The organism is Cupriavidus sp. 30B13 (assembly GCF_049059565.2).
Classification (GTDB): domain Bacteria; phylum Pseudomonadota; class Gammaproteobacteria; order Burkholderiales; family Burkholderiaceae; genus Cupriavidus.
This window is the reverse complement of sequence record NZ_CP188223.1, coordinates 2,943,040-2,966,016: the sequence shown is the minus strand read 5'-3', so window position 1 is coordinate 2,966,016 and position 22,977 is coordinate 2,943,040. Positions and strand designations below refer to the sequence as shown.

The 22,977-nt window shown below is 70.0% G+C and carries 18 protein-coding genes; 11 read left to right on the top strand and 7 right to left on the bottom strand.

The window, feature by feature from the left end; genetic code table 11:
• Together ACKI2N_RS13655 and ACKI2N_RS13650 are read right to left on the bottom strand one after the other, a co-directional pair.
• The gene (locus ACKI2N_RS13655; RefSeq protein ID WP_420997015.1) at positions 1 to 138 is read right to left on the bottom strand and encodes a hypothetical protein; all 138 of its coding nucleotides are present in this window, start codon (positions 136 to 138) and stop codon (positions 1 to 3) included.
• A gap of 20 nt (positions 139 to 158) precedes the next feature.
• Entirely contained in the window at positions 159 to 1,382 is a 1,224-nt protein-coding gene (locus ACKI2N_RS13650) for an MFS transporter (protein WP_420997016.1), read from the bottom strand.
• Positions 1,383 to 1,686: 304 nt separating this feature from the next.
• Here ACKI2N_RS13650 and ACKI2N_RS13645 point away from each other — a divergent pair, with 304 nt between their 5' ends.
• The 6 genes from ACKI2N_RS13645 to ACKI2N_RS13620 all read left to right on the top strand — a co-directional run bounded on the left by ACKI2N_RS13645 (position 1,687) and on the right by ACKI2N_RS13620 (position 9,221).
• Complete coding sequence (locus tag ACKI2N_RS13645) at positions 1,687 to 3,678, top strand: DNA topoisomerase IV subunit B (RefSeq protein WP_420997017.1); 1,992 nt, start codon at positions 1,687 to 1,689, stop codon at positions 3,676 to 3,678.
• Between the two features lie 56 nt (positions 3,679 to 3,734).
• The gene (locus tag ACKI2N_RS13640; protein ID WP_420997018.1) at positions 3,735 to 4,538 is read left to right on the top strand and encodes a lytic transglycosylase domain-containing protein; all 804 of its coding nucleotides are present in this window, start codon (positions 3,735 to 3,737) and stop codon (positions 4,536 to 4,538) included.
• 87 nt (positions 4,539 to 4,625) lie between these two features.
• Entirely contained in the window at positions 4,626 to 6,971 is a 2,346-nt protein-coding gene (gene parC, locus ACKI2N_RS13635; protein ID WP_420997019.1) for a DNA topoisomerase IV subunit A, read from the top strand.
• A gap of 94 nt (positions 6,972 to 7,065) precedes the next feature.
• Positions 7,066 to 7,713: a chromate transporter gene (locus ACKI2N_RS13630; RefSeq protein WP_420997020.1), complete on the top strand. Its 648-nt coding sequence runs from the start codon at positions 7,066 to 7,068 to the stop codon at positions 7,711 to 7,713.
• Positions 7,710 to 8,240: a chromate transporter gene (locus ACKI2N_RS13625; protein ID WP_420997021.1), complete on the top strand. Its 531-nt coding sequence runs from the start codon at positions 7,710 to 7,712 to the stop codon at positions 8,238 to 8,240. Before ACKI2N_RS13630 ends, ACKI2N_RS13625 begins: the two co-directional genes overlap by 4 nt.
• 120 nt (positions 8,241 to 8,360) lie before the next feature.
• The gene (locus ACKI2N_RS13620; RefSeq protein WP_420997022.1) at positions 8,361 to 9,221 is read left to right on the top strand and encodes a transglutaminase-like domain-containing protein; all 861 of its coding nucleotides are present in this window, start codon (positions 8,361 to 8,363) and stop codon (positions 9,219 to 9,221) included.
• A gap of 13 nt (positions 9,222 to 9,234) precedes the next feature.
• Here the strand turns inward: ACKI2N_RS13620 and ACKI2N_RS13615 are convergent, their stop codons facing one another.
• Entirely contained in the window at positions 9,235 to 11,067 is a 1,833-nt protein-coding gene (locus ACKI2N_RS13615) for an ABC transporter ATP-binding protein (protein ID WP_420997023.1), read from the bottom strand.
• Between the two features lie 296 nt (positions 11,068 to 11,363).
• Here ACKI2N_RS13615 and hutU point away from each other — a divergent pair, with 296 nt between their 5' ends.
• From hutU to hutG, 5 genes are all read left to right on the top strand, one after another.
• Positions 11,364 to 13,049 carry a urocanate hydratase gene (gene hutU / locus ACKI2N_RS13610; protein WP_426989782.1) on the top strand — a complete coding sequence of 562 codons (1,686 nt, stop codon included), beginning with the start codon at positions 11,364 to 11,366 and terminating at the stop codon, positions 13,047 to 13,049.
• Between the two features lie 2 nt (positions 13,050 to 13,051).
• Positions 13,052 to 14,590 (top strand): histidine ammonia-lyase, encoded by a 1,539-nt coding sequence (hutH, locus tag ACKI2N_RS13605; protein WP_420997025.1) that lies wholly within the window; start codon positions 13,052 to 13,054, stop codon positions 14,588 to 14,590.
• A 72-nt stretch (positions 14,591 to 14,662) separates the two neighbouring features.
• The gene (locus tag ACKI2N_RS13600) at positions 14,663 to 16,066 is read left to right on the top strand and encodes an amino acid permease (RefSeq protein ID WP_420997027.1); all 1,404 of its coding nucleotides are present in this window, start codon (positions 14,663 to 14,665) and stop codon (positions 16,064 to 16,066) included.
• Between the two features lie 70 nt (positions 16,067 to 16,136).
• Positions 16,137 to 17,444: an MFS transporter gene (locus ACKI2N_RS13595; RefSeq protein WP_420997028.1), complete on the top strand. Its 1,308-nt coding sequence runs from the start codon at positions 16,137 to 16,139 to the stop codon at positions 17,442 to 17,444.
• Positions 17,441 to 18,403 (top strand): formimidoylglutamase, encoded by a 963-nt coding sequence (gene hutG, locus ACKI2N_RS13590; protein ID WP_420997029.1) that lies wholly within the window; start codon positions 17,441 to 17,443, stop codon positions 18,401 to 18,403. The genes ACKI2N_RS13595 and hutG overlap by 4 nt, the downstream gene beginning before the upstream one ends.
• A gap of 90 nt (positions 18,404 to 18,493) precedes the next feature.
• On the opposite strand, the gene ACKI2N_RS13585 is transcribed toward hutG, so the two are convergent.
• The 4 genes from ACKI2N_RS13585 to ACKI2N_RS13570 all read right to left on the bottom strand — a co-directional run bounded on the left by ACKI2N_RS13585 (position 18,494) and on the right by ACKI2N_RS13570 (position 22,950).
• Positions 18,494 to 20,170, bottom strand: a complete 1,677-nt coding sequence (locus ACKI2N_RS13585; RefSeq protein ID WP_420997030.1) for an L-lactate permease — start codon at positions 20,168 to 20,170, stop codon at positions 18,494 to 18,496.
• 467 nt (positions 20,171 to 20,637) lie between these two features.
• On the bottom strand, positions 20,638 to 21,282 hold the full coding sequence (locus ACKI2N_RS13580) for a glutathione S-transferase family protein (RefSeq protein WP_420997031.1): 645 nt from the start codon (positions 21,280 to 21,282) through the stop codon (positions 20,638 to 20,640).
• Positions 21,283 to 21,396: 114 nt separating this feature from the next.
• On the bottom strand, positions 21,397 to 22,584 hold the full coding sequence (locus tag ACKI2N_RS13575) for a PLP-dependent aminotransferase family protein (RefSeq protein ID WP_420997032.1): 1,188 nt from the start codon (positions 22,582 to 22,584) through the stop codon (positions 21,397 to 21,399).
• A gap of 36 nt (positions 22,585 to 22,620) precedes the next feature.
• Entirely contained in the window at positions 22,621 to 22,950 is a 330-nt protein-coding gene (locus ACKI2N_RS13570) for a DHCW motif cupin fold protein (RefSeq protein ID WP_420997033.1), read from the bottom strand.
• Positions 22,951 to 22,977: the final 27 nt, after the last annotated feature.

The following is a 22,977-nucleotide window of genomic DNA, read 5'->3' as shown; positions in this document are numbered from 1 at the left end:
TTACCCGCACCACGCCAGCACCATATTGGCCAGGTCCACCATGAATCCCGGCCGCAGGTAGGCCAGGAAGGCCAGCGCCAGCAGCGCGGCGGCTGCCGCGAGAGCCGCGGCGCGCAGGACCGGCGCGCGCGTCCTCATGCCGCCCCCCATGCCGCCCCTCACGCCGCCGCCGCGCGCGGGCGCGCGATGGCGTGCTCGCGGATCGGCAGGTTGACCAGCGCCGCCATCACGCCCAGCCCGATGGCGATCAGCCACACGGTGTCGTAGTTGCCGGTGCGGTCGTAGAGAAAGCCGCCCAGCCACGCCCCCAGGAAGCTGCCGATCTGGTGCGAGAAGAACACCACGCCCGACAGCATCGACAGATACTGCACGCCGAACACCTGCGCGATGATGCCGTTGGTCAGCGGCACCGTGGACAGCCACAGGAAGCCCATCAGCGCGGCGAACACCCAGGTGCTGGCCGCGGTGAGCGGCAGCAGCAGGTAGGCGGCGATCACCACCGAGCGCGCGAGGTAGATGGCCGACAGCAGGTAGCGCTTGGGCATGCGCTGGCCCAGCGCGCCGGCGCTGTAGGTGCCGAACACGTTGAACAGGCCGATCAGCGCCAGCGCCACGGTGGCGACCTTCGGGTCGGTCAGCCCGCGGTCCTTGAGGTAGGGCGCCAGGTGCACGCCGATGAACACCACCTGGAAGCCGCACACGAAGTAGCCCAGCGTCAGCAGCTGGAAGCTGCGGTTGCCGAAGGCCTCGCGCACCGCCTGGCCGATGCTCTGCTGGAAGCCGCCCGCATGCGCCGCGGCCCGCGGCTCGCGCAGGCTGAAGGCCAGCGGCAGCATCAGGCACGCCAGCACCGCCAGCACGAACAGCGCGTTTTGCCAGCCGACGGTGGAAATCAGCGTCTGCTCCACCGGGATCATCAGGAACTGCCCGAACGAGCCCGCCGCCGCGGCGATGCCCATCGCCCACACCCGCTTCTCGGCGCTGGCCACGCGCCCGATCACGCCGTACACCACGCTGTAGGTGGTGCCCGACTGGGCGATGCCGATCAGGATGCCGGCGCCCGAGGCGAACGCGGCGCCGGAGCCGGCCAGGGCCATGACCAGCAGGCCGGCGACATAAAGCGCCACGCCGGCCAGCATGATGCGCACGGCGCCGAACTTGTCGGCCAGCGCGCCGGTGAACGGCTGCGTCAGGCCCCACATCAGGTTCTGCAGCGCCAGCGCAAAGGCGAAGGTCTCGCGGCTCCAGCCGTGGGCCTGGGTGATCGGCAGGTTGAACAGCCCGAAGCCGTGCCGGATGCCCATCGACAGGGTGACCAGCAGGCCGCCGCATATCAGCACGGCGGTGAGGGTAAGGGGTTTGGTCTGCGTGGCGTTCTGCATCTTGGCGTGCGTCCCTTGGCTCTGTGTGTTGTGTTGTTCTGGTTTTCTCCGCCGGCGCCCGGCATGTCTGCGGCTGCACCGAAGCGGTGCGGGCGAGTTTACCGCGCATCCGCGCGCCGCGTGGCACGCGGTGTCGGGCAATGTGCCGCCGGGGCCACGGCCGTGGGCGCGCACGGGCGGCGAGAATGGCGCCAGGGCCGCCGCGCGCTTCCATTACAATGCAGGCTGCCCGGCCACCTGGCTGGCGCGCGGCAAAGCGCCGCCGCGCCGGGCTGGCCGAGAATCCCACTAAGCAAGCGACTCCATGGCGAGCAAAACCAGTCAGTACAGCGAATCTTCCATCCGGGTCCTCAAGGGCCTGGAGCCGGTCAAGCAACGGCCCGGCATGTACACCCGTACCGACAACCCCCTGCATATCGTGCAGGAGGTGATCGACAACGCCTCGGACGAAGCCCTCGGCGGGCATGGCTCCGAAATCATGGTGACCCTGCACCGCGACGGCAGCGTCAGCGTGGAGGACGACGGCCGCGGCATCCCGGTGGGCATCCACCCGGAAGAGAAGGTGCCGGTGGTGGAGATCGTTTTCACGCGCCTGCACGCGGGCGGCAAGTTCGACAAGGGCAAGGGCGGCGCCTACGCGTTCTCGGGCGGCCTGCATGGCGTCGGTGTGTCGGTGACCAACGCGCTGTCGACGCGGCTGGACGTGGCGGTCTGGCGCGACGGCAGCCATTCCACGCTGACCTTCTCGGGCGGCGACGTCACCGTGCCGCTGGCCACGCGCAAGCTCGAGCGCGGCGAGAAGAAGAACGGCACCCGCGTGCAGGTGTGGCCGGACGCCAGGTATTTCGATTCGGCCACGATCCCGCTGGCCGAGCTGCAGCGGCTGCTGCGCAGCAAGGCCGTGCTGCTGCCGGGCGTGAAGGTCACGCTGCTCAACGAGAAGAACGGCGAGCGCCAGACCTGGCAGTACGACCAGGGCCTCAAGGGCTACCTGGTGGAAGCGCTGGCGCAAGGCAGCGGCGCCGAACTGGTGGTGCCGATGTTCGAAGGCGAGCATTTCGCCGACCCCGACGCCAACCCGGCCGAAGAGGGCTTCGCCGAAGGCGAGGGCGCCTCCTGGGTGGTGGCCTGGACCGAGGACGGCGCGCCGGTGCGCGAGTCCTACGTCAACCTGATTCCCACGCCGGCCGGCGGCACGCACGAGTCCGGCCTGCGCGAAGGCCTGTTCCAGGCCGTCAAGAGCTTCATCGAGATGCACGCGCTGCAGCCCAAGGGCGTCAAGCTGATGAGCGAGGACGTGTTCGCGCGCGCCTCGTTCGTGCTGTCGGCCAAGGTGCTGGACCCGCAGTTCCAGGGCCAGATCAAGGAGCGCCTGAACAGCCGCGACGCGGTGCGCCTGGTGTCCACCTTCAGCCGCCCGGCGCTGGAGCTGTGGCTCAACCACCACGTCGAGTACGGCAAGAAGCTGGCCGAGCTGGTGATCCGCCAGGCCCAGGCGCGCACGCGCGCCGCGCAGAAGGTGGAGAAGAAGAAGGGCTCGGGCGTGGCCGTGCTGCCGGGCAAGCTGACCGACTGCGAATCCACCGACGTCACCCGCAACGAACTGTTCCTGGTCGAGGGCGACTCCGCCGGAGGCTCGGCCAAGATGGGGCGCGACAAGGAATTCCAGGCCATCCTGCCGCTGCGCGGCAAGGTGCTCAACACCTGGGAAACCGAGCGCGATCGCCTGTTCGCCAACAACGAGGTGCACGACATCGCGGTGGCGATCGGCGTGGACCCGCACGGCCCCAACGACGAGCCCGACCTGTCCAACCTGCGCTACGGCAAGATCTGCATCCTGTCCGACGCGGACGTGGACGGCGCGCACATCCAGGTGCTGCTGCTCACGCTGTTCTTCCGCCACTTCCCCAAGCTGATCGACAACGGCAACGTGTGCGTGGCGCGCCCGCCGCTGTACCGCGTGGACGCGCCCGCGCGCGGCAAGAAGCCGGCGCAGAAGCTCTACGCGCTCGACGACGGCGAGCTGGTGGCGATCCAGGACAAGCTGCTCAAGGACGGCGTCAAGGAAAACAGCTGGCAGATCTCCCGCTTCAAGGGCCTGGGCGAGATGAACGCCGAGCAACTGTGGGAAACCACCATGAACCCCGACACGCGCCGCCTGCTGCCGGTGGCGCTGGGCAGCTTCGACCTGCCGCAGACCGTGGGCGTGATGAACATGCTGATGGGCAAGGGCGAGGCCGCGCAGCGCCGCACCTGGCTCGAGGAGCGCGGCAACGAGGTGGTGGCCGACATCTGAAGCGCTCCGCCCGGGCCGACAGTCCCTTCGATACCCGCAACACATGAGGAAAGCCGATGGCGAACACAAGCAGACCTGACGACAGCGGATGGCGGCGCCGGCTGGCCGCCGGCCTGCTGCTGGCCGGCCTGGCGTGCGCCCCGGCGGCGAACGCGGCGCTGTACGGCTATATCGACGACGACGGCGTGGCGCATTTCTCCGACGAGAAGCTCGACGAGCGCTACACGCTGTTCATGAAGAACGGCGGCGAGCTGCGCAGCCCGTCGCTGGGCCGCCCGGCAACCGCAGGCGCGGGGAACGGGGCGGGCGCCATCGACCTGGAGACGCACAAGCTGTACCGCTATGTCGTCAACCACCCGAACATCGCCACGGTCGAGCCGATCATCCGCCAGGTGGCGCAGGCGCAGAACGTGGACCCGGCGCTGGTCAAGGCGGTGATGGCGGTGGAGTCCGGCTTCAACCCGGGCGCGGTCTCCCCCAAGGGCGCGATCGGGCTGATGCAGGTGATCCCGGATACCGGGGCGCGCTTCGGCGTGGCCGCCGACGCGCGCCGCACGGTGGAGCAGAAGCTGGCCGATCCGCGCACCAACATCTCGGCCGGCGTGCGCTACCTGCGCTGGCTGATGGAGCTGTTCCCCGGCAACCTGGAGCTGGTGCTGGCCGCGTACAACGCGGGCGAGGGCGCGGTGCAGCGCTACAACAACGCCATCCCGCCGTTCCCGGAGACCCGGCAGTATGTCAGCACGGTGCTGCAGTTCTACCGCTTCTACCGGCCCGGCGGCATGCCGGCGGACGCGGCCGCCGCCGGCGGCGTGAGCCGCGTGAAGATGGTGATCGGCGGACGCCGCAACATGCCCTGACCGCCACCCGAACAACCCGAACGATCGCGCACAACATGCAACCGGCGCGCCACGCCGCAGACAGGCGCGCCGTCTTCTTGCCAATCCATGGAACAACAAGACTCTCTGTTTGACCCGGGCCCGCCCGATGGCGGCGCCGACTCGCTGACGCTGGCGCACTACGCCGAGCGCGCCTATCTCGACTACGCCATCAGCGTGGTCAAGGGGCGCGCGCTGCCGGAAGTGGCCGACGGCCAGAAGCCGGTGCAGCGCCGCATCCTGTTCGCCATGCACGAGATGGGCCTGCGCGCCGACGCCAAGCCGGTCAAGTCCGCGCGCGTGGTGGGCGACGTGCTGGGCAAGTACCACCCGCACGGCGACCAGTCCGCCTACGACGCGCTGGTGCGCCTGGCGCAGGACTTCTCGCTGCGCTACCCGCTGATCGACGGCCAGGGCAACTTCGGCTCGCGCGACGGCGACGGCGCGGCGGCCATGCGCTACACCGAAGCGCGCCTCACGCCGATCGCGCGCCTGCTGCTCGACGAGATCGACCAGGGCACGGTGGACTTCATCCCCAACTACGACGGCTCGATGGAGGAGCCGAAGCTGATGCCCGCGCGGCTGCCGTTCGTGCTGCTCAACGGCGCCTCGGGCATCGCCGTGGGCATGGCCACCGAAGTGCCGCCGCACAACCTGCGCGAAGTGGCCGCGGCCACCGTGGCGATGATCCGCAACCCCGGCATCACGCTGGCCGAGCTGCTGGCGCTGATGCCGGGGCCCGACTATCCGGGCGGCGGCCAGATCATCTCTCCGGCGTCGGACATCGCGCAGATCTACGAGAGCGGGCGCGGCAGCCTCAAGGTGCGCGCGCGCTGGATCATCGAGGACATGGCGCGCGGCCAGTGGCAACTGGTGGTGACCGAGCTGCCGCCGAGCACCTCGGCGCAGAAGGTGCTCGAGGAAATCGAGGAAATCACCAACCCCAAGGTGCGCGCCGGCAAGAAGTCGCTCACGCCCGAGCAGCTGCAGCTCAAGCAGGGCATGCTGGCCGTGCTCGACGCGGTGCGCGACGAATCGGGCAAGGACGCGCCGGTGCGCCTGGTGTTCGAGCCCAAGAGCAAGAACATCGAGCAGCAGGAGTTCATCCAGACGCTGCTCGCGCATACCAGCCTGGAGTCGGGCGCGTCGATCAACCTGGTGATGATCGGCACCGACGGCCGGCCGCGCCAGAAGGGCCTGCCGGAGATCCTGCGCGAGTGGATCGCGTTCCGCTTCGACACCGTCACGCGCCGCACGCGCCACCGCCTGGGCAAGGTCGAGGACCGCATCCACATCCTCGAAGGCCGCATGCTGGTGCTGCTCAACATCGACGAGGTGATCCGCATCATCCGCGAGAGCGACGAGCCCAAGCCGGCGCTGATGCAGGCCTTCGGCCTGTCCGACCGCCAGGCCGAGGACATCCTGGAAATCCGCCTGCGCCAGCTGGCCCGGCTCGAAGCCCTGCGCATCGAGAAGGAGCTGCAGGAGCTGCGCGAAGAGCAGGCCGACCTCGACGTGCTGCTCAAGTCCGAGACCATGATGCGCCGGCGCATCATCAAGGAGATCGAGACCGACGCCAGGCAGTTCAGCCCCGAGGACAAGGACCCGCGCCGCACGCTGATCCAGGAAGAGCGCCGCGCCGCCGCCGAGGTGCGCGTGGTGGACGAGCCGGTCACCGTGGTGATGTCGCAGAAGGGCTGGGTGCGCACGCGCCAGGGCCACGGCCACGACGCGCAGCAGTTCACCTTCAAGGCCGGCGACGCGCTGTACGGCACCTTCGAGTGCCGCACCGTCGACGTGATGCTGGTGTTCGGCACCAACGGCCGCGTCTACACCGTGCCGGTGGCCGGCCTGCCCGGCGGGCGCGGCGACGGCGTGCCGGTGACCACGCTGATCGAACTGCAGGCGGGCAGCCAGATCGCCCACACCTTCGCCGGCGGGCTCGACCAGCGCATGCTGATCGCCACGCGCGGCGGCAACGGCTTCCAGACCAAGGTCGGCGACATGGTGAGCCGGCAGAAGGGCGGCCGCGCCTACCTCACGCTGGACGAGGGCGACGCCCCGCTGGAGCCGGCGCCCATCGGCGAGGATGCCACGCACATTGCCTGCCTGTCCGCCAACGGCCGCCTGCTGCTGGTGGCGCTCGACGAGATCAAGTCGCTCTCGGCCGGCGGCCGCGGCGTGATCCTGATGGAACTCGAGCCCAAGGAAACGCTGCTGCAGGCCATCGCGGTGGGCGCGCCGGGGCTGATGCTGTCCGGCACCGGGCGCGGCGGCAAGCCGGCCGCGCAGAAGGTGGCGGGGCAGAACCTGCTGCCGTATGTGGGCAAGCGCGCCCGCAAGGGCCGCGCGCTCGAGGCCAGGCTCAAGGAGCCGCGCATCGATCCGGTGAAGATCGAGCCGCCGGCCGGCTGAGCGCGCCAGCCTGCCGCATGCAGTCTCCCCGCTCCCGTTGCACGGGAGCTGGGAGCAACCCGCCGTTCGTCGGTCTTATTGCCTGGTCCATGACATGCCAGCTTCCCTGCCCCCCCGCAGCGACACCCTCGCCCCGCCACCCACGCCGCGCCGCCTGTTCGTCGAGTTCGCCCGCATGGGCTTGTCCGGCTTCGGCGGCGTGCTGCCCTTCGTGCGGCGCGCGGTGGTCGAGCGCAACCGCTGGCTCGACGACCGCGAGTTCGTCGAGCTGCTGAGCATGGGCCAGGTGCTGCCCGGCCCCAACGTGATCAACGTGGCGCTGATGATGGGCCTGCGCTTCGCCGGCCTGCGCGGCGCGCTGGCCGCGTTCGCCGGGCTGGTGATGGTGCCGATGGTGGTGGTGCTGTCGGCCATGCTGCTGTATGAGCACTATCGCGACGTGGCGGCGGTGCAGCGCATGCTGGCCGGCATGACGGCGGTCTCGGCCGGGCTGGTGCTGGCCACCGGCATCAAGCTGGCGCAGAGCCAGTCGCCCACCGTGCGCGGCGTGCTGGTGGGCGTGGCGGCCTTCGCCGGCATCGGCCTGCTGCGCTGGCCGCTGGTGCCGGTGATGGCGGTGCTGGTGCCGCTTGGCCTGCTGTTCGAATGGCGCGCCGAGGGGCAGGCGCTGCGCGCCGCCGCGCAGGCCGCGCCCGCCGCCGGGAGCGCGCGGAGCGACACTGCCGGGGAGCCGCGCGCATGAGCCACTCCAGCGTCCTCGGCAGCTTCTTTGCCCACTTCTTCCTGCTGTCCTTCCTGTCCATCGGCGGCGCCGCCACCACCATCCCGGACATGCATCGCTTCCTGGTGGAGTCGCACGGCTGGCTCAGCGATGCGCAGTTCTCCGCCATGTACGCCATTTCCCAGGCCTCGCCCGGGCCCAACGTGCTGTTCGTGGCGCTGTTCGGCTGGCAGCTGGCCGGGCTGACCGGCGCGGTGGTGGGCATGATCGCCATCTGCGGGCCGTCGAGCATGATCGCGCTGGCGTTCGAGTATTTCGCCGGGCGCTCGCCGCAGGCGCGCTGGCCGGGCCTGATCCGGCGCGGCCTGGCCGCGCTCACCATCGGCCTGCTGTTCTCCACCGGCTGGGTGCTGGCGGTCAGCGTGGATCACCGCTGGGGCGCCGTCGCGGTGACGGTGCTGACCATCTTCCTGATGCTCAAGACGCGCGTGCATCCGCTGGTGCTGGTGGCGCTGGGCGCGGGCGCCGGGCTGCTGGGCCTGGTCTAGCGCCGTTTCCGGCGCATCGGTCCCGTTGGCGGCAGACGGCGCGCATCCGCGCGGCTACACTCAGGAAGCCATGCTGACGACACTGTCAGCCCCACGCGCCTCGCTGCCCAGGAGACCACCGTGCATCGCCTGCGATACGTCGTTCGCCTGTCATACGAAGTCATGGACCCGTCGGCCGACTTCGTGCTCAACATCGAAGCCGCGCGCACCGCACGGCAAACCGTCGTCGCCGAGCGGCTGGCGATTTCGCCCGCCGCCGATGTCGACTGCCACACGGACCCGGTGTTGGGCAATCGCCTGGCCCGGATGCGGGTGCCGGCGGGGCACGTCGCGATCTACTACGAGGCGGAAGTGGAGATCGACCACCGGCTGGACGAGCCCGGCGGGCTGTCGGAGGTGCCGGTTTCCAGGCTGCCCTTCGACGTCTTGCCCTTCCTTGCGCCGAGCCGGTATTGCGAATCCGACCGCCTGATGGAGTTCGCCATGCGCGAATTCGGCAAGATGCCGACCGGCTACGCGCGCATCGCCGCGATACAGGCGTGGGTGCGCAACCATGTGCGGTTTCTCTCGCGCTCCACCAACGAGCGCACCTCGGCGACCAATACGATCGTCGACCGCACGGGCGTGTGCCGGGATTTCGCCCACCTGATGATCGCGCTGTGCCGCGCGCTCAGCATCCCCGCACGCATTTCCAGCACCCTCGACTACGGGGCGGATCCCGAGGGCGGCGCGCCGGATTTTCATGCCGTGGTCGAGGTCTACCTGTCGCATGGCTGGTATCTCGTCGACCCCTCCGGCATCTCGGTCCCGACGGGCCTGATCCGCATCGGCACGGGACGGGATGCCGGCGACATCCCGTTCGCGGCGATCTTCGGCGCGGTGAAATCCGAGCGCCCCTTCGTCGAAGTCCAGGCCGTGACGGATGCCGCCGCCGGCCTCGTCGCGCCGTCCTGCACCGCGAAGGCGGTTTCCACCTGGTAGCGCCGGCGGCGCGCTACGCCACGCCGACGAAGCCGCCGGTCTGGTGCGCCCACAGGCGCGCGTACAGGCCGCCGCGCGCCAGCAGCTCGGCGTGCGTGCCGCTTTCCGCGATGCGCCCGCCGTCCAGCACCACCAGCCGGTCCATGCGCGCGATGGTGGACAGCCGGTGCGCGATGGCGATCACGGTCTTGCCGCGCATCAGCGTTTCCAGGTTCTCCTGGATCGCGGCTTCCACCTCCGAGTCGAGCGCCGAGGTGGCTTCGTCGAGGATCAGGATGGGCGCGTCCTTGAGCAGCACGCGCGCCACCGCGATGCGCTGGCGCTGTCCGCCGGAGAGCTTGACGCCGCGCTCGCCGACCTGCGCGTCGAGGCCGGCGGCGCCGCTGGCGTCGCGCAATTGCGGGATGAAACCGGCGGCGTGGGCGTCGCCGGCGGCGGCCATCAGTTCGGCCTCGCTGGCGCCGGGGCGGCCGTAGCGCAGGTTGTCGCGGATCGAGCGGTGCAGCAGCGAGGTGTCCTGCGTGACCATGCCGATCTGCGCGCGCAGGCTTTCCTGCGTGACTCCGGCGATGTCCTGGCCGTCGATCAGGATGCGGCCGCGCTCGACGTCGTAGAGCCGCAGCAGCAGGTTGACCAGCGTCGACTTGCCCGCGCCGGATGGCCCCACCAGGCCGATCTTCTCGCCGGGCCGCACCGTCAGGTCGATGTTCTCGATCACGCCCGAGCCCTTGCCGTAGTGGAAGCCCACGCCCTCGAAGCGCACCTCGCCGTGCGTCACGCGCAGCGGCGGGGCGCCCGCGCGGTCGGTCACCTTGCGCGGCACCGAGATGGTCTGCATGCCGTCCTGCACCTGGCCCACGTTCTCGAAGATGCCGTTGATCACCCACATGATCCAGCCCGACATGTTGACGATGCGGATCACCAGCCCGGCCGACAGCGCGATCGCGCCCACGCTGACGCGGCCCTCGCTCCACAGCCACAGCGCCAGCCCGGTGGTGGCGGCGATCAGCGCGCCGTTGAGCGCGGTGACGGTGAAGTCCATCGCGCTGACCATGCGGCCCGAGCGGCGCGCCTTGTCGGTCAGGTCGGCCATGGCCTCGCGCGCGTACTCTTCCTCCAGGCGCGTGTGGGCGAACAGCTTGAGCGTGGCGATGTTGGTGTAGCCGTCGACGATGCGCCCCATCAGCCGCGAGCGCGCGCCGGTGGCGTCCACCGAGCGCGCCTTCACGCGCGGCGTGAAGTAGAGCATGGCGCCCGTGTAGCCCGCGATCCATAGCAGCAGCGGGATCATCAGGCGCCAGTCGGCCTCGGCGAACAGGTAGAGCGAGCTGATGGCGTAGATCAGCACGTGCCAGAGCGCGTCCACCGCCTGCACCGCGGAGTCGCGCAGCGAGAAGCCGGTCTGCATGATGCGCTGGGCGATGCGTCCGGCGAAGTCGTTCTGGAAGAACCACATGCTCTGCTTGAGCACGTAGCGGTGGTTCTGCCAGCGCACCATGTTGCCGAGGCTGGGGTTGATGACCTGGTGCACGAGGATGTCGTGCAGGCCATTGAAGAGCGGGCGCAGCACCAGCGCCACCGCCGCCATCCAGGCCAGCTCGCCGGCGTGGCGGCGGAAGAATTCGGGGCCCGGGGTGGCCTGCGCCAGGTCCACCAGCCGGCCCAGGAAGCCGAACAGCGCCACCTCGATCAGCGCGCCGCCCAGCCCTACCGCCAGCAGGAAGACAAAGACCGGCCACACCTCGCGCAGGTAATAGGCATAGAAGCGCCAGATCCGGCGCGGCGGCTCGGTGTCGGGCAGGCCGCGAAACGGGTCGATCATTCGTTCCAGCAAACGCACCAGCATGGATCTCCTGTGGTCTGGGGTGCCTGCGACCGCGAAGGGCGCGGCAGACCGCCATCATACCGAGATCGGCCGGCGCGACCGGACGCCCCTTTCGTTCCCGTGGAGTGGCGCCGGCGGCGCCGCCTTCCCTTTTTTTGCGCGCCTCGCCTCGCCATATCCGGGAAACTCCCAATACAGCTATACTTGTATATACAACACTATACACGCACGGCACGTTCGCCCGGCGGCACGTGCAGCCTCATCCAGGCGCCTTCGGGCGTCTTCATGTCATGACCAAGGTACCAAGGAGTTCCCCCGTGAGCGACAACCTCCGTTTCCGCGATGTAGAGATCCGCGCCCCGCGCGGCAGCCAGCTGAACGCCAGGAGCTGGCAGACCGAGGCGCCGCTGCGCATGCTGATGAACAACCTCGATCCGGAAGTGGCGGAGAACCCCAGGGAGCTGGTGGTGTACGGCGGCATCGGCCGCGCCGCGCGCAACTGGGAGTGCTACGACAAGATCGTCGCCACGCTCAAGACGCTCGGCGACGACGAGACCCTGCTGGTGCAGTCGGGCAAGCCGGTCGGCGTGTTCAAGACCCACGCCAACGCCCCGCGCGTGCTGATCGCCAATTCCAACCTGGTGCCGCACTGGGCCACCTGGGAGCATTTCAACGAGCTCGATGCCCGGGGCCTCGCCATGTACGGCCAGATGACCGCCGGCAGCTGGATCTACATCGGTAGCCAGGGCATCGTGCAGGGCACCTACGAGACCTTCGTCGAAGCCGGCCGCCAGCACTACGGCGGCAGCCTCAAGGGCCGCTGGGTGCTGACCGCCGGCCTGGGCGGCATGGGCGGCGCGCAGCCGCTGGCCGCCACGCTGGCCGGCGCCTGCTCGCTCAACATCGAATGCCAGCAGAGCAGCATCGATTTCCGCCTGCGCACGCGCTACGTGGACGAGCAGGCCGCCGACCTCGACGACGCGCTGGCGCGCATCGCCCGCTACACGGCCGAGGGCAAGGCCGTCTCCATCGCGCTGTGCGCCAACGCCGCCGAGGTGCTGCCCGAGCTGGTGCGCCGCGGCGTGCGCCCGGACCTGGTGACTGACCAGACCAGCGCCCACGATCCGCTCAACGGCTACCTGCCGGCCGGCTGGACCTGGGGCCAGTACCGCGACCGCGCGCAGACCGACCCGGCCGGCGTGGTCAAGGCCGCCAAGCAGTCGATGGCGCGCCACGTGCAGGCCATGCTGGACTTCCAGAAGATGGGCGTGCCCACCTTCGACTACGGCAACAACATCCGCCAGATGGCCAAGGAAGAGGGCGTGGCCAACGCCTTCGACTTCCCCGGTTTCGTGCCGGCCTACATCCGCCCGCTGTTCTGCCGCGGCGTGGGCCCGTTCCGCTGGGCCGCGCTGTCCGGCGACCCGCAGGACATCTACAAGACCGACGCCAAGGTCAAGGAACTGATTCCCGACGACGCGCACCTGCACCGCTGGCTCGACATGGCGCGCCAGCGCATCAGCTTCCAGGGCCTGCCGGCGCGCATCTGCTGGGTCGGTCTGGGACTGCGCGCCAAGCTCGGCCTGGCCTTCAACGAGATGGTGCGCAGCGGCGAGCTGTCGGCGCCGGTGGTGATCGGCCGCGACCACCTCGACTCCGGCTCGGTGGCCAGCCCCAACCGCGAAACCGAAAGCATGCGCGACGGCTCGGACGCGGTGTCCGACTGGCCGCTGCTCAACGCGCTGCTCAACACCGCCAGCGGCGCCACCTGGGTCTCGCTGCACCACGGCGGCGGCGTCGGCATGGGCTTCTCGCAGCATTCCGGCGTGGTGATCGTGTGCGACGGCACCGACGAGGCCGCCGCGCGCATCGCCCGCGTGCTGCACAACGACCCGGCCACCGGCGTGATGCGCCATGCCGATGCCGGCTACGAGATCGCCATCGACTGCGCCCGCGAGCAGGGCCTGAACCTGCCGATGATCACCGGCCACAAGGGAGCCTGAACATGACCGCATCCGACCTGAACCTGCAGCCCGGCCAGCTGAGCCTCGCCCAATTGCGCGCAGCCTGGCGCCAGCCGCTGCGCCTGCGCCTGGACGACAGCGCCGGCGCCGCCATCGACGCCAGCGTGGCCTGCGTCGAATCCATCGTGGCGCAGGGCCGCACGGCCTACGGCATCAACACCGGCTTCGGCCTGCTGGCGCAGACCCGCATCGCCAGCGAGGACCTGGAGAACCTGCAGCGCTCGCTGGTGCTGTCGCACGCCGCCGGCGTGGGCGAGCCGCTCGACGACGCCATGGTGCGCCTGATCATGCTGCTCAAGGTCAACAGCCTGGCGCGCGGCTTCTCCGGCATCCGCCGCGAGGTGATCGAGGCGCTCATCGCGCTGGTCAACGCCGAGGTCTATCCGCACATTCCGCTCAAGGGCTCGGTCGGCGCCTCCGGCGACCTGGCGCCGCTGGCGCACATGTCGCTGGTGCTGCTGGGCGAGAGCCAGGCGCGCCACCGCGGCCAGTGGCTGCCGGCGCGGCAGGCGCTGGAAGTGGCCGGCCTGCGCCCGCTGACGCTGGCGGCCAAGGAAGGGCTGGCGCTGCTCAACGGCACGCAGGTGTCGACCGCCTACGCGCTGCGCGGCCTGTTCGAGGCCGAGGACCTGTTCGGCGCCGCGCTGGTGTGCGGCGGCCTGAGCGTGGAGGCCATGCTCGGCTCGCGCGCGCCGTTCGATGCGCGCGTGCATGCCGTGCGCGGCCAGCGCGGCCAGATCGACGCGGCCGCGGCTTACCGCGCGCTGCTCGGCGAGACCAGCGAGCTGGCGCGCTCGCACGCGGATTGCGACAAGGTGCAGGACCCGTACTCGCTGCGCTGCCAGCCGCAGGTGATGGGCGCCTGCCTGACGCAGCTGCGCCAGGCCGCCGAAGTGCTGCAGGTGGAGGCCAACGCCGTGTCCGACAACCCGCTGGTGTTCGCCGCCGAGGGCGACGTCATCTCGGGCGGCAATTTCCACGCCGAGCCGGTGGCGATGGCGGCCGACAACCTGGCGCTGGCCATCGCCGAGATCGGCTCGCTGTCCGAGCGCCGCATCTCGCTGATGATGGACCGCCACATGTCGCAGCTGCCGCCGTTCCTGGTCGCCAACGGCGGCGTCAACTCCGGCTTCATGATCGCCCAGGTCACCGCCGCCGCGCTGGCCAGCGACAACAAGGCGCTCGCGCATCCGCACAGCGTCGACAGCCTGCCGACCTCGGCCAACCAGGAAGACCACGTGTCGATGGCGCCCAACGCCGGCAAGCGGCTGTGGGCGATGGCCGAGAACGTGCGCGGCATTCTCGCGGTGGAATGGCTGGGCGCCTGCCAGGGGCTGGACTTCCGCGAAGGGCTCAAGAGCTCGCCCCGGCTGGAGCAGGCGCGCGCGCAGCTGCGCGCCGAGGTGCCGTACTACGAGAAGGACCGCTTCTTCGCGCCCGACATCGAGGCGGCCAGCCGCCTGCTGGCCGCGGGCGGGCTCAACGCGCTGCTGCCGGCGGGGCTGCTGCCCAGCCTGTGACGCCGCGGCGCGCGAACGGGAACAACCCGGCGCACACGGGCGCGACATAACAATGACTCGGAGACAGAACAGATGCAACAGCAGTCGCAAGGCCTGCAGCGCAGCCTGGGCGCGCGCCATATCCGCTTCATGGCGCTCGGTTCGGCGATCGGCACCGGACTCTTCTACGGCTCGGCCTCGGCCATCCAGGCCGCCGGCCCGGCCGTGCTGGTGGCTTACCTGATCGGCGGCGCCGCGGTCTACATGGTGATGCGCGCGCTGGGCGAGATGGCGGTGCGCAACCCGGTGGCCGGCTCCTTCGGCCAGTACGCCAATACCGCGCTGGGGCCGCTGGCGGGCTTCCTGCTCGGCTGGACCTACACCTTCGAGATGGTCATCGTCTGCCTGGCGGACGTGACCGCGTTCGGCATCTACATGGGCTTCTGGTTCCCGGACGTGCCGCGCTGGATCTGGGTGCTCGGCATCGTGTTCCTGATCGGCGGGCTCAACCTGCTCAGCGTGAAGGTCTTCGGCGAGCTGGAGTTCTGGCTGTCGCTGCTCAAGGTCGGCGCCATCGTCGCCATGATCGGCGGCGGCGTGGCCATCATGCTGTTCGGCGTCGGCATGGCCGACGGGGGCGCCGCCACCGGCATCCACAACCTGTGGGCCCATGGCGGTTTCATGCCCAACGGCGTGGCCGGCGTGATCGCTTCGTTCGCGGTGGTGATGTTCGCCTTCGGCGGCATCGAGATCATCGGCATCACGGCCGGCGAGGCGCGCGACCCGCAGCGCGTGATCCCGCGCGCGGTCAACGCGGTGCCGCTGCGCATCCTGCTGTTCTACGTGCTCACGCTGGGGGTGCTGATGTCGCTGTATCCGTGGCACCGGGTCGGCAGCGAAGGCAGCCCCTTCGTGCAGATCTTCAGCCGCCTGGGCATCGGCTCGGCCGCGGCGGTGCTCAACGTGGTGGTGATCTCGGCGGCGGTGTCCGCCATCAACAGCGACATCTTCGGCGCCGGCCGCATGCTGTATGGCATGGCCGTGCTGCGCCACGCGCCGCGCGCGTTCGGGCGCGTCTCGCGCAACGGCGTGCCGTGGATGACGGTGGTGGTGATGGCGCTGGCCCTGCTGGCCGGGGTGGTGCTGAACTACGTGATGCCGGAGGACGTGTTCGTGCTGATCGCCTCCATCGCCACCTTCGCCACGGTGTGGGTGTGGCTGATGATCCTGCTCTCGCAGTTCGCCATGCGCCGGCGCATGAGCCGCGCCGAGGCGGCCGCGCTCCAGTTCCCGGTGCCGTTCTGGCCGCTGGCGCCGCTCGCGGCCATCGGCTTCATGCTGTTCATCTTCGGCGTGCTGGGCTGGTTCCCGCAGACCCGCGCCGCGCTGGTGGTGGGCGCGGCCTGGCTGGCGCTGCTGGTGGCGGCGTGGTGGCTGTGGGTGCGGCCACGGCGCGACCCGCGCGGCGGCGCCGCGCCCGCGCTGGCGCCGGACTGACATCGCTCCGCAATCCAAAGCCCCCGGGTGCCCGCATGGGCGCCACGACGACATTCTTCCGGATAGACACATGCTCATCGACAACACCGCCCCCGGTGCCGTGGCCCTGCAAGGCGCCGCGCCCGCGCCGCTGTCCCGCTTCAAGGCCATTGCCGCGATCACCATCGGCAACGGCCTGGAGTTCTACGACTTCGTGGTCTACAGCTTCTTCGCCACGCTGATCGGCCGCCTGTATTTCCCGGTGGCCGACGCCACCGGCCAGTTGCTGCTGTCCTTCGCCACCTTCGGCGTGGGTTTCCTGATGCGTCCGCTCGGCGGCCTGCTGATCGGCATGTACGCCGACCGCGCGGGCCGCAAGCCGGCGGTGGCGCTCACGCTGTGGCTGATGGGCCTGAGCGCGGTGATCTTCGTGATCACGCCCACCTACGCCCAGATCGGCATCGCCGCGCCGGTGCTGATCCTGCTCGCGCGGCTGGTGCAGGGTTTCGCCATCGGCGGCGAGATGGGCGCGTCCACCGCGCTGCTGCTGGAGTACGCCGACGACCGCTCGCGCGGCTTCTACACCAGCTGGCAGCCGTTCAGCCAGGGCCTGGCGGCGCTGCTGGGCGCGCTGGTGGGGCTGCTGCTGAGCAACCTGCTCGCGCCGGCCGAGCTGCAGGCCTGGGGCTGGCGCGTGGCGTTCGCGCTCGGCATCCTCGTGATCCCGGTGGGGCTGGTGATCCGCCGCCGGCTGGAGGAGACCGCGCCCGCGGCCCACGCGACGCAGCGGGGCTCGTCCATGCGGTTGCTGCGCGAGCACCGCCGCGCGCTGGCGGCCAGCGTGCTGCTGATGATCGGCGTGGCTTCGTCGACCTATATCGTGGTCTACTACCTCAGCAACTACGCCGTGTCGCAGTTGCACATGCCGCTGTCGCTGGGCATCTGGGCGGCCTGCGTGGCGGCCGGCGTGCAGGTGGTGCTGTCGCCGTTCGCGGGGCGGCTGGCCGACCGCTTCGGCCGCCGCCCGGTGGTGCTGTGGTCGCGCGTGGCCCTGCTGGTCATGATCTACCCGGCCTTCGTGCTGATCAATGCCGAGCCGGGCCTGGCACGCCTGCTGCTGGTGGTGGGCTGCCTGTCGGTGCCGATGTCGATGACCTCGCCGGCCTCGATGGTGCTGGTCAGCGAAGTGCTGCCGCAGCGCCTGCGCGCCACCGGGCTGTCGATCGCGTATTGCGTGGCCATCGCCATCTTCGGCGGCTTCGCGCAGTTCTTCTCGGCCGAGCTGATCCACCTCACCGCCAGCCCGAACGCGCCGGCCTTCTACGTGATCGGCTGCGGCCTGGTCTCGCTGGCCGGGCTGGCGATGGTGCCGGAAACGCTGGGCCGCCGTCTGTCATGAGCGAGCCGGTGACGTCGCCTGCCGCGCACGAAGCCGCGAACCCCGTGTGGCGCGGCCGCACCGACAGCAACGAGCGCGGCGACACGCGGCGGCTGTTCAACGTGGTGCGCACGGGCGCCGCGCGCGTGCCGGGCGCGCCGGTGCTGCTCGGCTTCTGCTGCGACGCCGGCGTGCTGCGCAACCAGGGCCGCGCCGGCGCCGCCGGCGGCCCGCACGAGATCCGCCGCGCGCTGGCCGGCGTGCCGGCGCACGGTCTCGAGGTCTTCCACGATGGCGGCGACATCGTGTGCGCCGACGGCGATCTCGAAGCGGCACAGCAGGCGCTGGCCCGCGCCGTGGCCGCGGAGCTGGCGCAGGGTGCCTTCCCGCTGGTGCTCGGCGGCGGCCACGAGATCGCCTGGGGCACGTGGCAGGGCCTGCGCGCGCATCTCGACGCGCGCGGCGACGGCGGCCGCGTGCTGGTGGTCAACCTGGATGCGCACTTCGACCTGCGCACGGGCCGTCCCGGCAGCTCGGGCACGCCGTTCGACCAGATCGCCGAGGCCTGCCGCGCGCGCGGCCAGCGCTTCGAATACAGCTGCCTCGGCGTGAGCCGGCTCGGCAATACCGCGGCGCTGTTCGCGCATGCCGACGCGCTCGGCGCGCACTACGTGGAGGACGTGCGGATGCAGGAGCGGCACCTCGACGCGCGGCTGGCCGAACTGCAGGCGCGCATCGATGCGGTGGACCACGTCTACCTCACCATCGATCTCGACGTGCTGCCCGCGGCGGCGATGCCGGCGGTGTCGGCGCCGGCGGCGTACGGCGTGCCGCTGCCGGTGGTGGAGGCGGTGGTGGAACTGGTGCGCGCCAGCGGCAAGCTGCGGGTGGCGGACCTGGCGGAGTTCAATCCGCTGTACGACCGCGATGCCTGTGGCGCCCGCGCGGCGGCGCGGCTGGCGTACCGGCTGCTGGCCTGAGCCCTCGCTGGCAGGTGGCCGGCAAAGCAAAAACCCCCGCCTTCGAAGCGGGGGTTTTCCATTGCGACAGCTGGCAAATCCAGCGAAAGACTAGTGGATCACCATCTGCGTGAACGGATGCACGTACGCCTGCAGCGTGATGAACAGGCCCACCAGGATCGCCAGCGAGATCGAGTGGAAGAACACGTAGCGCAGGATCTCGCCCTCGTGGCCGTACCACTTGGTCGCGGTGGACGCCACCACGATGGACTGCGCATCGATCATCTTGCCCATCACGCCGCCCGAGCTGTTGGCCGCGGCCATCAGCACCGGCGACAGGCCGAGCTGCTCCGCCGTGGTCTTCTGCAGGCCGCCGAACAGGACGTTGGAGGCGGTGTCCGAGCCGGTCAGCGCCACGCCCAGCCAGCCCAGCATGGTGCCGAACAGCGGGTAGAGCACGCCGGTGTGGGCGAAGGCCAGGCCCATGGTGGCATCCAGGCCCGAATAGCGGGTCAGGTAGCCGATGCCGAACATGGCGCAGATGGTCAGCAGGGAATACTTCACCAGCTTGATGGTTTCCCAGTATTCCTTGATCAGGCGCGGCACCGAGTAGCCCATCAGCAGGCCGCCCAGCACGGCCGAGGCCAGGATGCCGGTGCCCGCCATCGACAGCACGTTGAAGGCGAACACGGCGCCTTCGGCGGTGGGCTTGGGCACCACCGGCGGCACCTTGAGCACGGCCTTGTCGAGGCCCGGAATGGGGAAGCGCCACTGCCAGAGGCCGTCCATCAGCTTCTTGAATTCCGGGATGCCCCAGACGAAGACGAACACCGTCAGGATCACCCACGGCATCCACGCCTTGACCACGGAGATGCCCACGGAGGCGGCGTTGGCGCGCGCCTCGGCGGCCACGGCTTCGGGGTCGTCGACCTTGGAGTCGTCATGGCGGCCCAGGATGCGCGTGGAGGTCCAGACCTCCTTCGGCTTCCAGACCTTCAGGAACAGCGTCAGCGATCCCATCGACACCAGCGCGGCGATCACGTCCACCAGCCACGGCCCGTGGTAGTTCGACACCAGGAACTGCGGGATGGCGAAGGAGACGCCGGCCACCAGGATGGCGGGCCAGATCGCCAGCATGCCGCGGAACCCGGCGAAGGCCCAGATCAGCCAGAACGGCACCAGCACCGAGAAGAACGGCAACTGGCGGCCGACCATCGCGGACAGGTGCAGCAGGTCCAGGCCGGTGACGGAGGCCAGGCCGATCAGCGGCGCGCCGAGCGCGCCGAAGGCCACCGGCGCGGTATTGGCGATCAGCGCCAGGCCCGAGGCGGCCAGCGGCGAGAAGCCCAGGCCGATCAGGATGGCGCCGGTCACCGCCACCGGCGTGCCAAAGCCGGCCGCGCCCTCGAAGAACGCGCCGAAGCTGAACGCCACCAGCAGCAGTTGCAGGCGGCGGTCCTCGGTGATGCCGGAGATGGAGTTCTGCAGCACCCGGAACGAGCCGTTGAGGGTGGTCAGGCGGTGCAGGAAGATGATGTTGAGGACGATCCAGCCGATCGGGAACAGGCCCGAGACGATGCCCAGGCCGGCCGCCTTGCCGGCCATGGCGGCCGGCATGCCGAACACCGCCGAGGCGATGACCACGCCCACCACCAGCGCCAGCCCGGCGGCCAGGTGGGCCTGCAGATGGAAGAAGGCCAGCGCGGCCAGCAGCACCACCACGGGAACCGCGGCCGACAGCGTGGATAGCGCCATGCTGCCTAGCGGGTCATAGATTTGACTCCACATGATTGATTTCTCCTCGGGTTGGGCGGCAGGTTTTCTCTGCTTTGGCTCCGGCCTGCCATGTCTCGGCTTCTTGTCGCTGTTCTTGCGCTTGTCTTGCCGCGCTTCTTTTTACGGCGCTTCTGGCTTTTGCCCTGGCGCTCCCGCGGGAGCGCCGCTCGGGCAAGCTTCGGATTCTAAGGATAGGTTCCCGCCGCGCTGCCCAAAATCGGATCATCACCAACATGAGCCGGATTCACGGATCAGGGTTTGCCTGGGGGCAGGCGGGCGCACACCGGGCGCCTCCCGGAGGTTACTCCAAACTCGCCGATCCGCAAATGCATGCCGGCCCCGGGGCGGCGCCTCGGTGGCGGCGGCGGGGCGGTAGGTCACCGGCGGGGCGCTGGCCGGGCTGGGGCGTGCTGGCGGCAGTGTCGAGTGGACCCCGCGCCCGGCAGCAGGCCCGGGAAACATGGCGCCCCGGGGGGCGGTCAGACCAGCGGCAGCACGAGGATGCCGGCCGCGGCCGGGCGCGCGCGCATGGCGGCCACCCAGCGTTCGAGGTGCGGGCGCGGCTGGCGCGGCGCCGGCATGCCCAGCCAGCGGTGGGCGGAGCAGGCCAGCGGGATGTCGGCCATGGTGAAGCGGTCGCCACAGATGAATTCGCGGTCGGCCAGCGCTTCGTCGAGCCGGGCCGCGAGCGGTTCGGTGCGCTCCAGCGAGCGGGTGATCAGGGCCTGGTCGCGCTGCTCGGCCGGCACCCGCACGAGCTGGACGAACGCGTCGACCATGGCCGGGCTGAAGGCGTTGGTCTGCCAGTCCATCCAGCGGTCGGCCAGCGCGCGCGCCTTGACGTTGCCGGGCCACAGGGTGTCTTCGCCGTCATGCGCGCACAGATAGCGCACGATGGCGTTGGACTCCCACAGCACGAAGGGCTCGCCGCCCACGTCGGTGCCGCGGAAATCCTCGATCACCGGGATCTGCCGGTTCGGGTTGAGGCGCACGTAGGCCTCGGTGTCGAGGTCGCCCTCGCGGATGCCGATGTCGATGCGCTCGTGGTCCAGGTGCAGCTCGCGCGCGCACCAGACCACTTTCTGCACGTTGATCGATGAGAGTCGACCCCAGATACGCAGCACGAACACGTCTCCCCTGGCTGTGCGAGGCCCGTGCGGACGGGCGATGGCCGCTATCTTGCCATGAAGCCCGCCGCGCAGGTATCAGCCAGGAGGTGGAGTCGCGCCGCGCTCCGTTCAGGCTGCCCGGGCCTGCGGCGCCTGCCCGGCGATGGCCTCGCGGAACAGCGTGCCGAGGATGGCCACGCCTTGCTCGATGCGCTCCGGCGCGACCGTCACGAAGGCCAGGCGCAGCGCGTTGCGGCGTGGGTTGCTGGCGTAGAACGGCGCACCCGGCACATAGGCCACGTTGCGCTTGACCGCCTCCTGCAGGATCTCCATGCTGTCCAGCCCTTCGGGCAGCTCCATCCAGATGAACATGCCGCCTTCCGGCGCATTCCAGGTCACGCCCGCGGGCATGTGGCGCGCGAGCGAGTCCAGCATGGCCTGGCATTGCGCGGCATAGAGCGCGCGGATGGTGGGGATGTGCGTGTCCAGCAGGCCGTCGCGCACCACTTCATAGGCCAGGCGCTGCGTGAAGCTCGGCGTGTGCAGGTCCGATGCCTGCTTGGCCTGGCACAGCTTGAAGTGCAGCTCGGGCGGGGCGATCACGTAGCCCAGGCGCAGGCCGGGGGCGAGGATCTTGGAGAACGAGCCCATGTAGATCACGCCGTCCGGGTTCATCGACAGCAGGCTCGGCAATTGGTCGCCGCGGTAGCTCAGCTCGCCGTAGGGATCGTCCTCGATCAGCAGCAGGCCCAGTTCGCGCGCGCGCGCCACCAGCGCCTGGCGGCGCTCCAGCGGCATGCGGCGGCCGGTCGGGTTCTGGAAATTGGGCAGGGCGTACAGGAAGCGCGCGCCGGCGGTCAGCTCGGGCGTGAGCGCTTCGGGCAGCAGGCTCTTGTCGTCGCCCGGCACCGAGACGAACTCCGGCTCGAACAGCGAGAACGCCTGCAGCGCGCCGAGGTAGCTGGGCGTCTCCACCAGCACCGGGCTGCCCGGGTCGATCATCACCTTGGCGATCAGGTCCAGCGCCTGTTGCGAGCCGGTGGTGATCAGCACGCGTTCGGCGCTCACGTGGTGGCGCGCGGCGACGAATTCGCGCAGCGGCATGTAGCCTTCGGTGGCGGCATACTGCAGCGCGGCCTGCGGGTTGTCGGCGAAGATCCGGGCTACCGCCTGTTCCATGGCCGCTACCGGGAACGTGGCCGGGGAGGGCAGGCCGCCGGCGAAGGAAATGACTTCCGGGCGCTCGGTGACTTTCAGGATTTCGCGGATGGCCGAGCTGGTCAGCTGTTGTGCCCGGCGGGAGATGGCCCAGTTCATGATGGTCTCTTGGTATGGGAGTCGAACGGTCTCGACTCAGTCAACGATAAAAAGCCGCGCGCCGGTCGGCGTGGACGAACGGTGCGGCTCGGCATGGTCGGCTACCTGGTAGCTCGTGCCCGCGCCGAGCACGAACTGCCGGCCGTCTTCCAGCTCGGTATGCAGCTCGCCGTCCAGCACGAACAAAATGTGACCCTTGGTGCACCAATGGTCGGCGAGGTAACCGGCAGAATACTCCACCATGCGCACCCGGATGTCGCCGAACTGGCGGGTGCGCCAGAGGGCTTCGCCGGTTTCGCCCGGGTGGCGGGTGGGGGCGATGTCGGACCAGTCGGTGGTGCCGAAGGGCAGGTTGTCGATGCGCATCGGTGGGGCGGGGTTCTTGTCTTGTGG

Coding starts and splice junctions, on each gene's coding strand:
- ACKI2N_RS13615 (WP_420997023.1), bottom strand. CDS start 11,067: ATGCTGGTGCGTTTGCTGGAACGAATGATCGACCCGTTTCGCGGCCTG.
- ACKI2N_RS13585 (WP_420997030.1), bottom strand. CDS start 20,170: ATGTGGAGTCAAATCTATGACCCGCTAGGCAGCATGGCGCTATCCACG.
- ACKI2N_RS13650 (WP_420997016.1), bottom strand. CDS start 1,382: ATGCAGAACGCCACGCAGACCAAACCCCTTACCCTCACCGCCGTGCTG.
- ACKI2N_RS13625 (WP_420997021.1), top strand. CDS start 7,710: ATGAGCCACTCCAGCGTCCTCGGCAGCTTCTTTGCCCACTTCTTCCTG.
- hutG (WP_420997029.1), top strand. CDS start 17,441: ATGAGCGAGCCGGTGACGTCGCCTGCCGCGCACGAAGCCGCGAACCCC.
- ACKI2N_RS13645 (WP_420997017.1), top strand. CDS start 1,687: ATGGCGAGCAAAACCAGTCAGTACAGCGAATCTTCCATCCGGGTCCTC.
- ACKI2N_RS13640 (WP_420997018.1), top strand. CDS start 3,735: ATGGCGAACACAAGCAGACCTGACGACAGCGGATGGCGGCGCCGGCTG.
- parC (WP_420997019.1), top strand. CDS start 4,626: ATGGAACAACAAGACTCTCTGTTTGACCCGGGCCCGCCCGATGGCGGC.
- ACKI2N_RS13655 (WP_420997015.1), bottom strand. CDS start 138: ATGAGGACGCGCGCGCCGGTCCTGCGCGCCGCGGCTCTCGCGGCAGCC.
- ACKI2N_RS13630 (WP_420997020.1), top strand. CDS start 7,066: ATGCCAGCTTCCCTGCCCCCCCGCAGCGACACCCTCGCCCCGCCACCC.
- ACKI2N_RS13570 (WP_420997033.1), bottom strand. CDS start 22,950: ATGCGCATCGACAACCTGCCCTTCGGCACCACCGACTGGTCCGACATC.
- ACKI2N_RS13575 (WP_420997032.1), bottom strand. CDS start 22,584: ATGAACTGGGCCATCTCCCGCCGGGCACAACAGCTGACCAGCTCGGCC.
- ACKI2N_RS13595 (WP_420997028.1), top strand. CDS start 16,137: ATGCTCATCGACAACACCGCCCCCGGTGCCGTGGCCCTGCAAGGCGCC.
- hutH (WP_420997025.1), top strand. CDS start 13,052: ATGACCGCATCCGACCTGAACCTGCAGCCCGGCCAGCTGAGCCTCGCC.
- ACKI2N_RS13600 (WP_420997027.1), top strand. CDS start 14,663: ATGCAACAGCAGTCGCAAGGCCTGCAGCGCAGCCTGGGCGCGCGCCAT.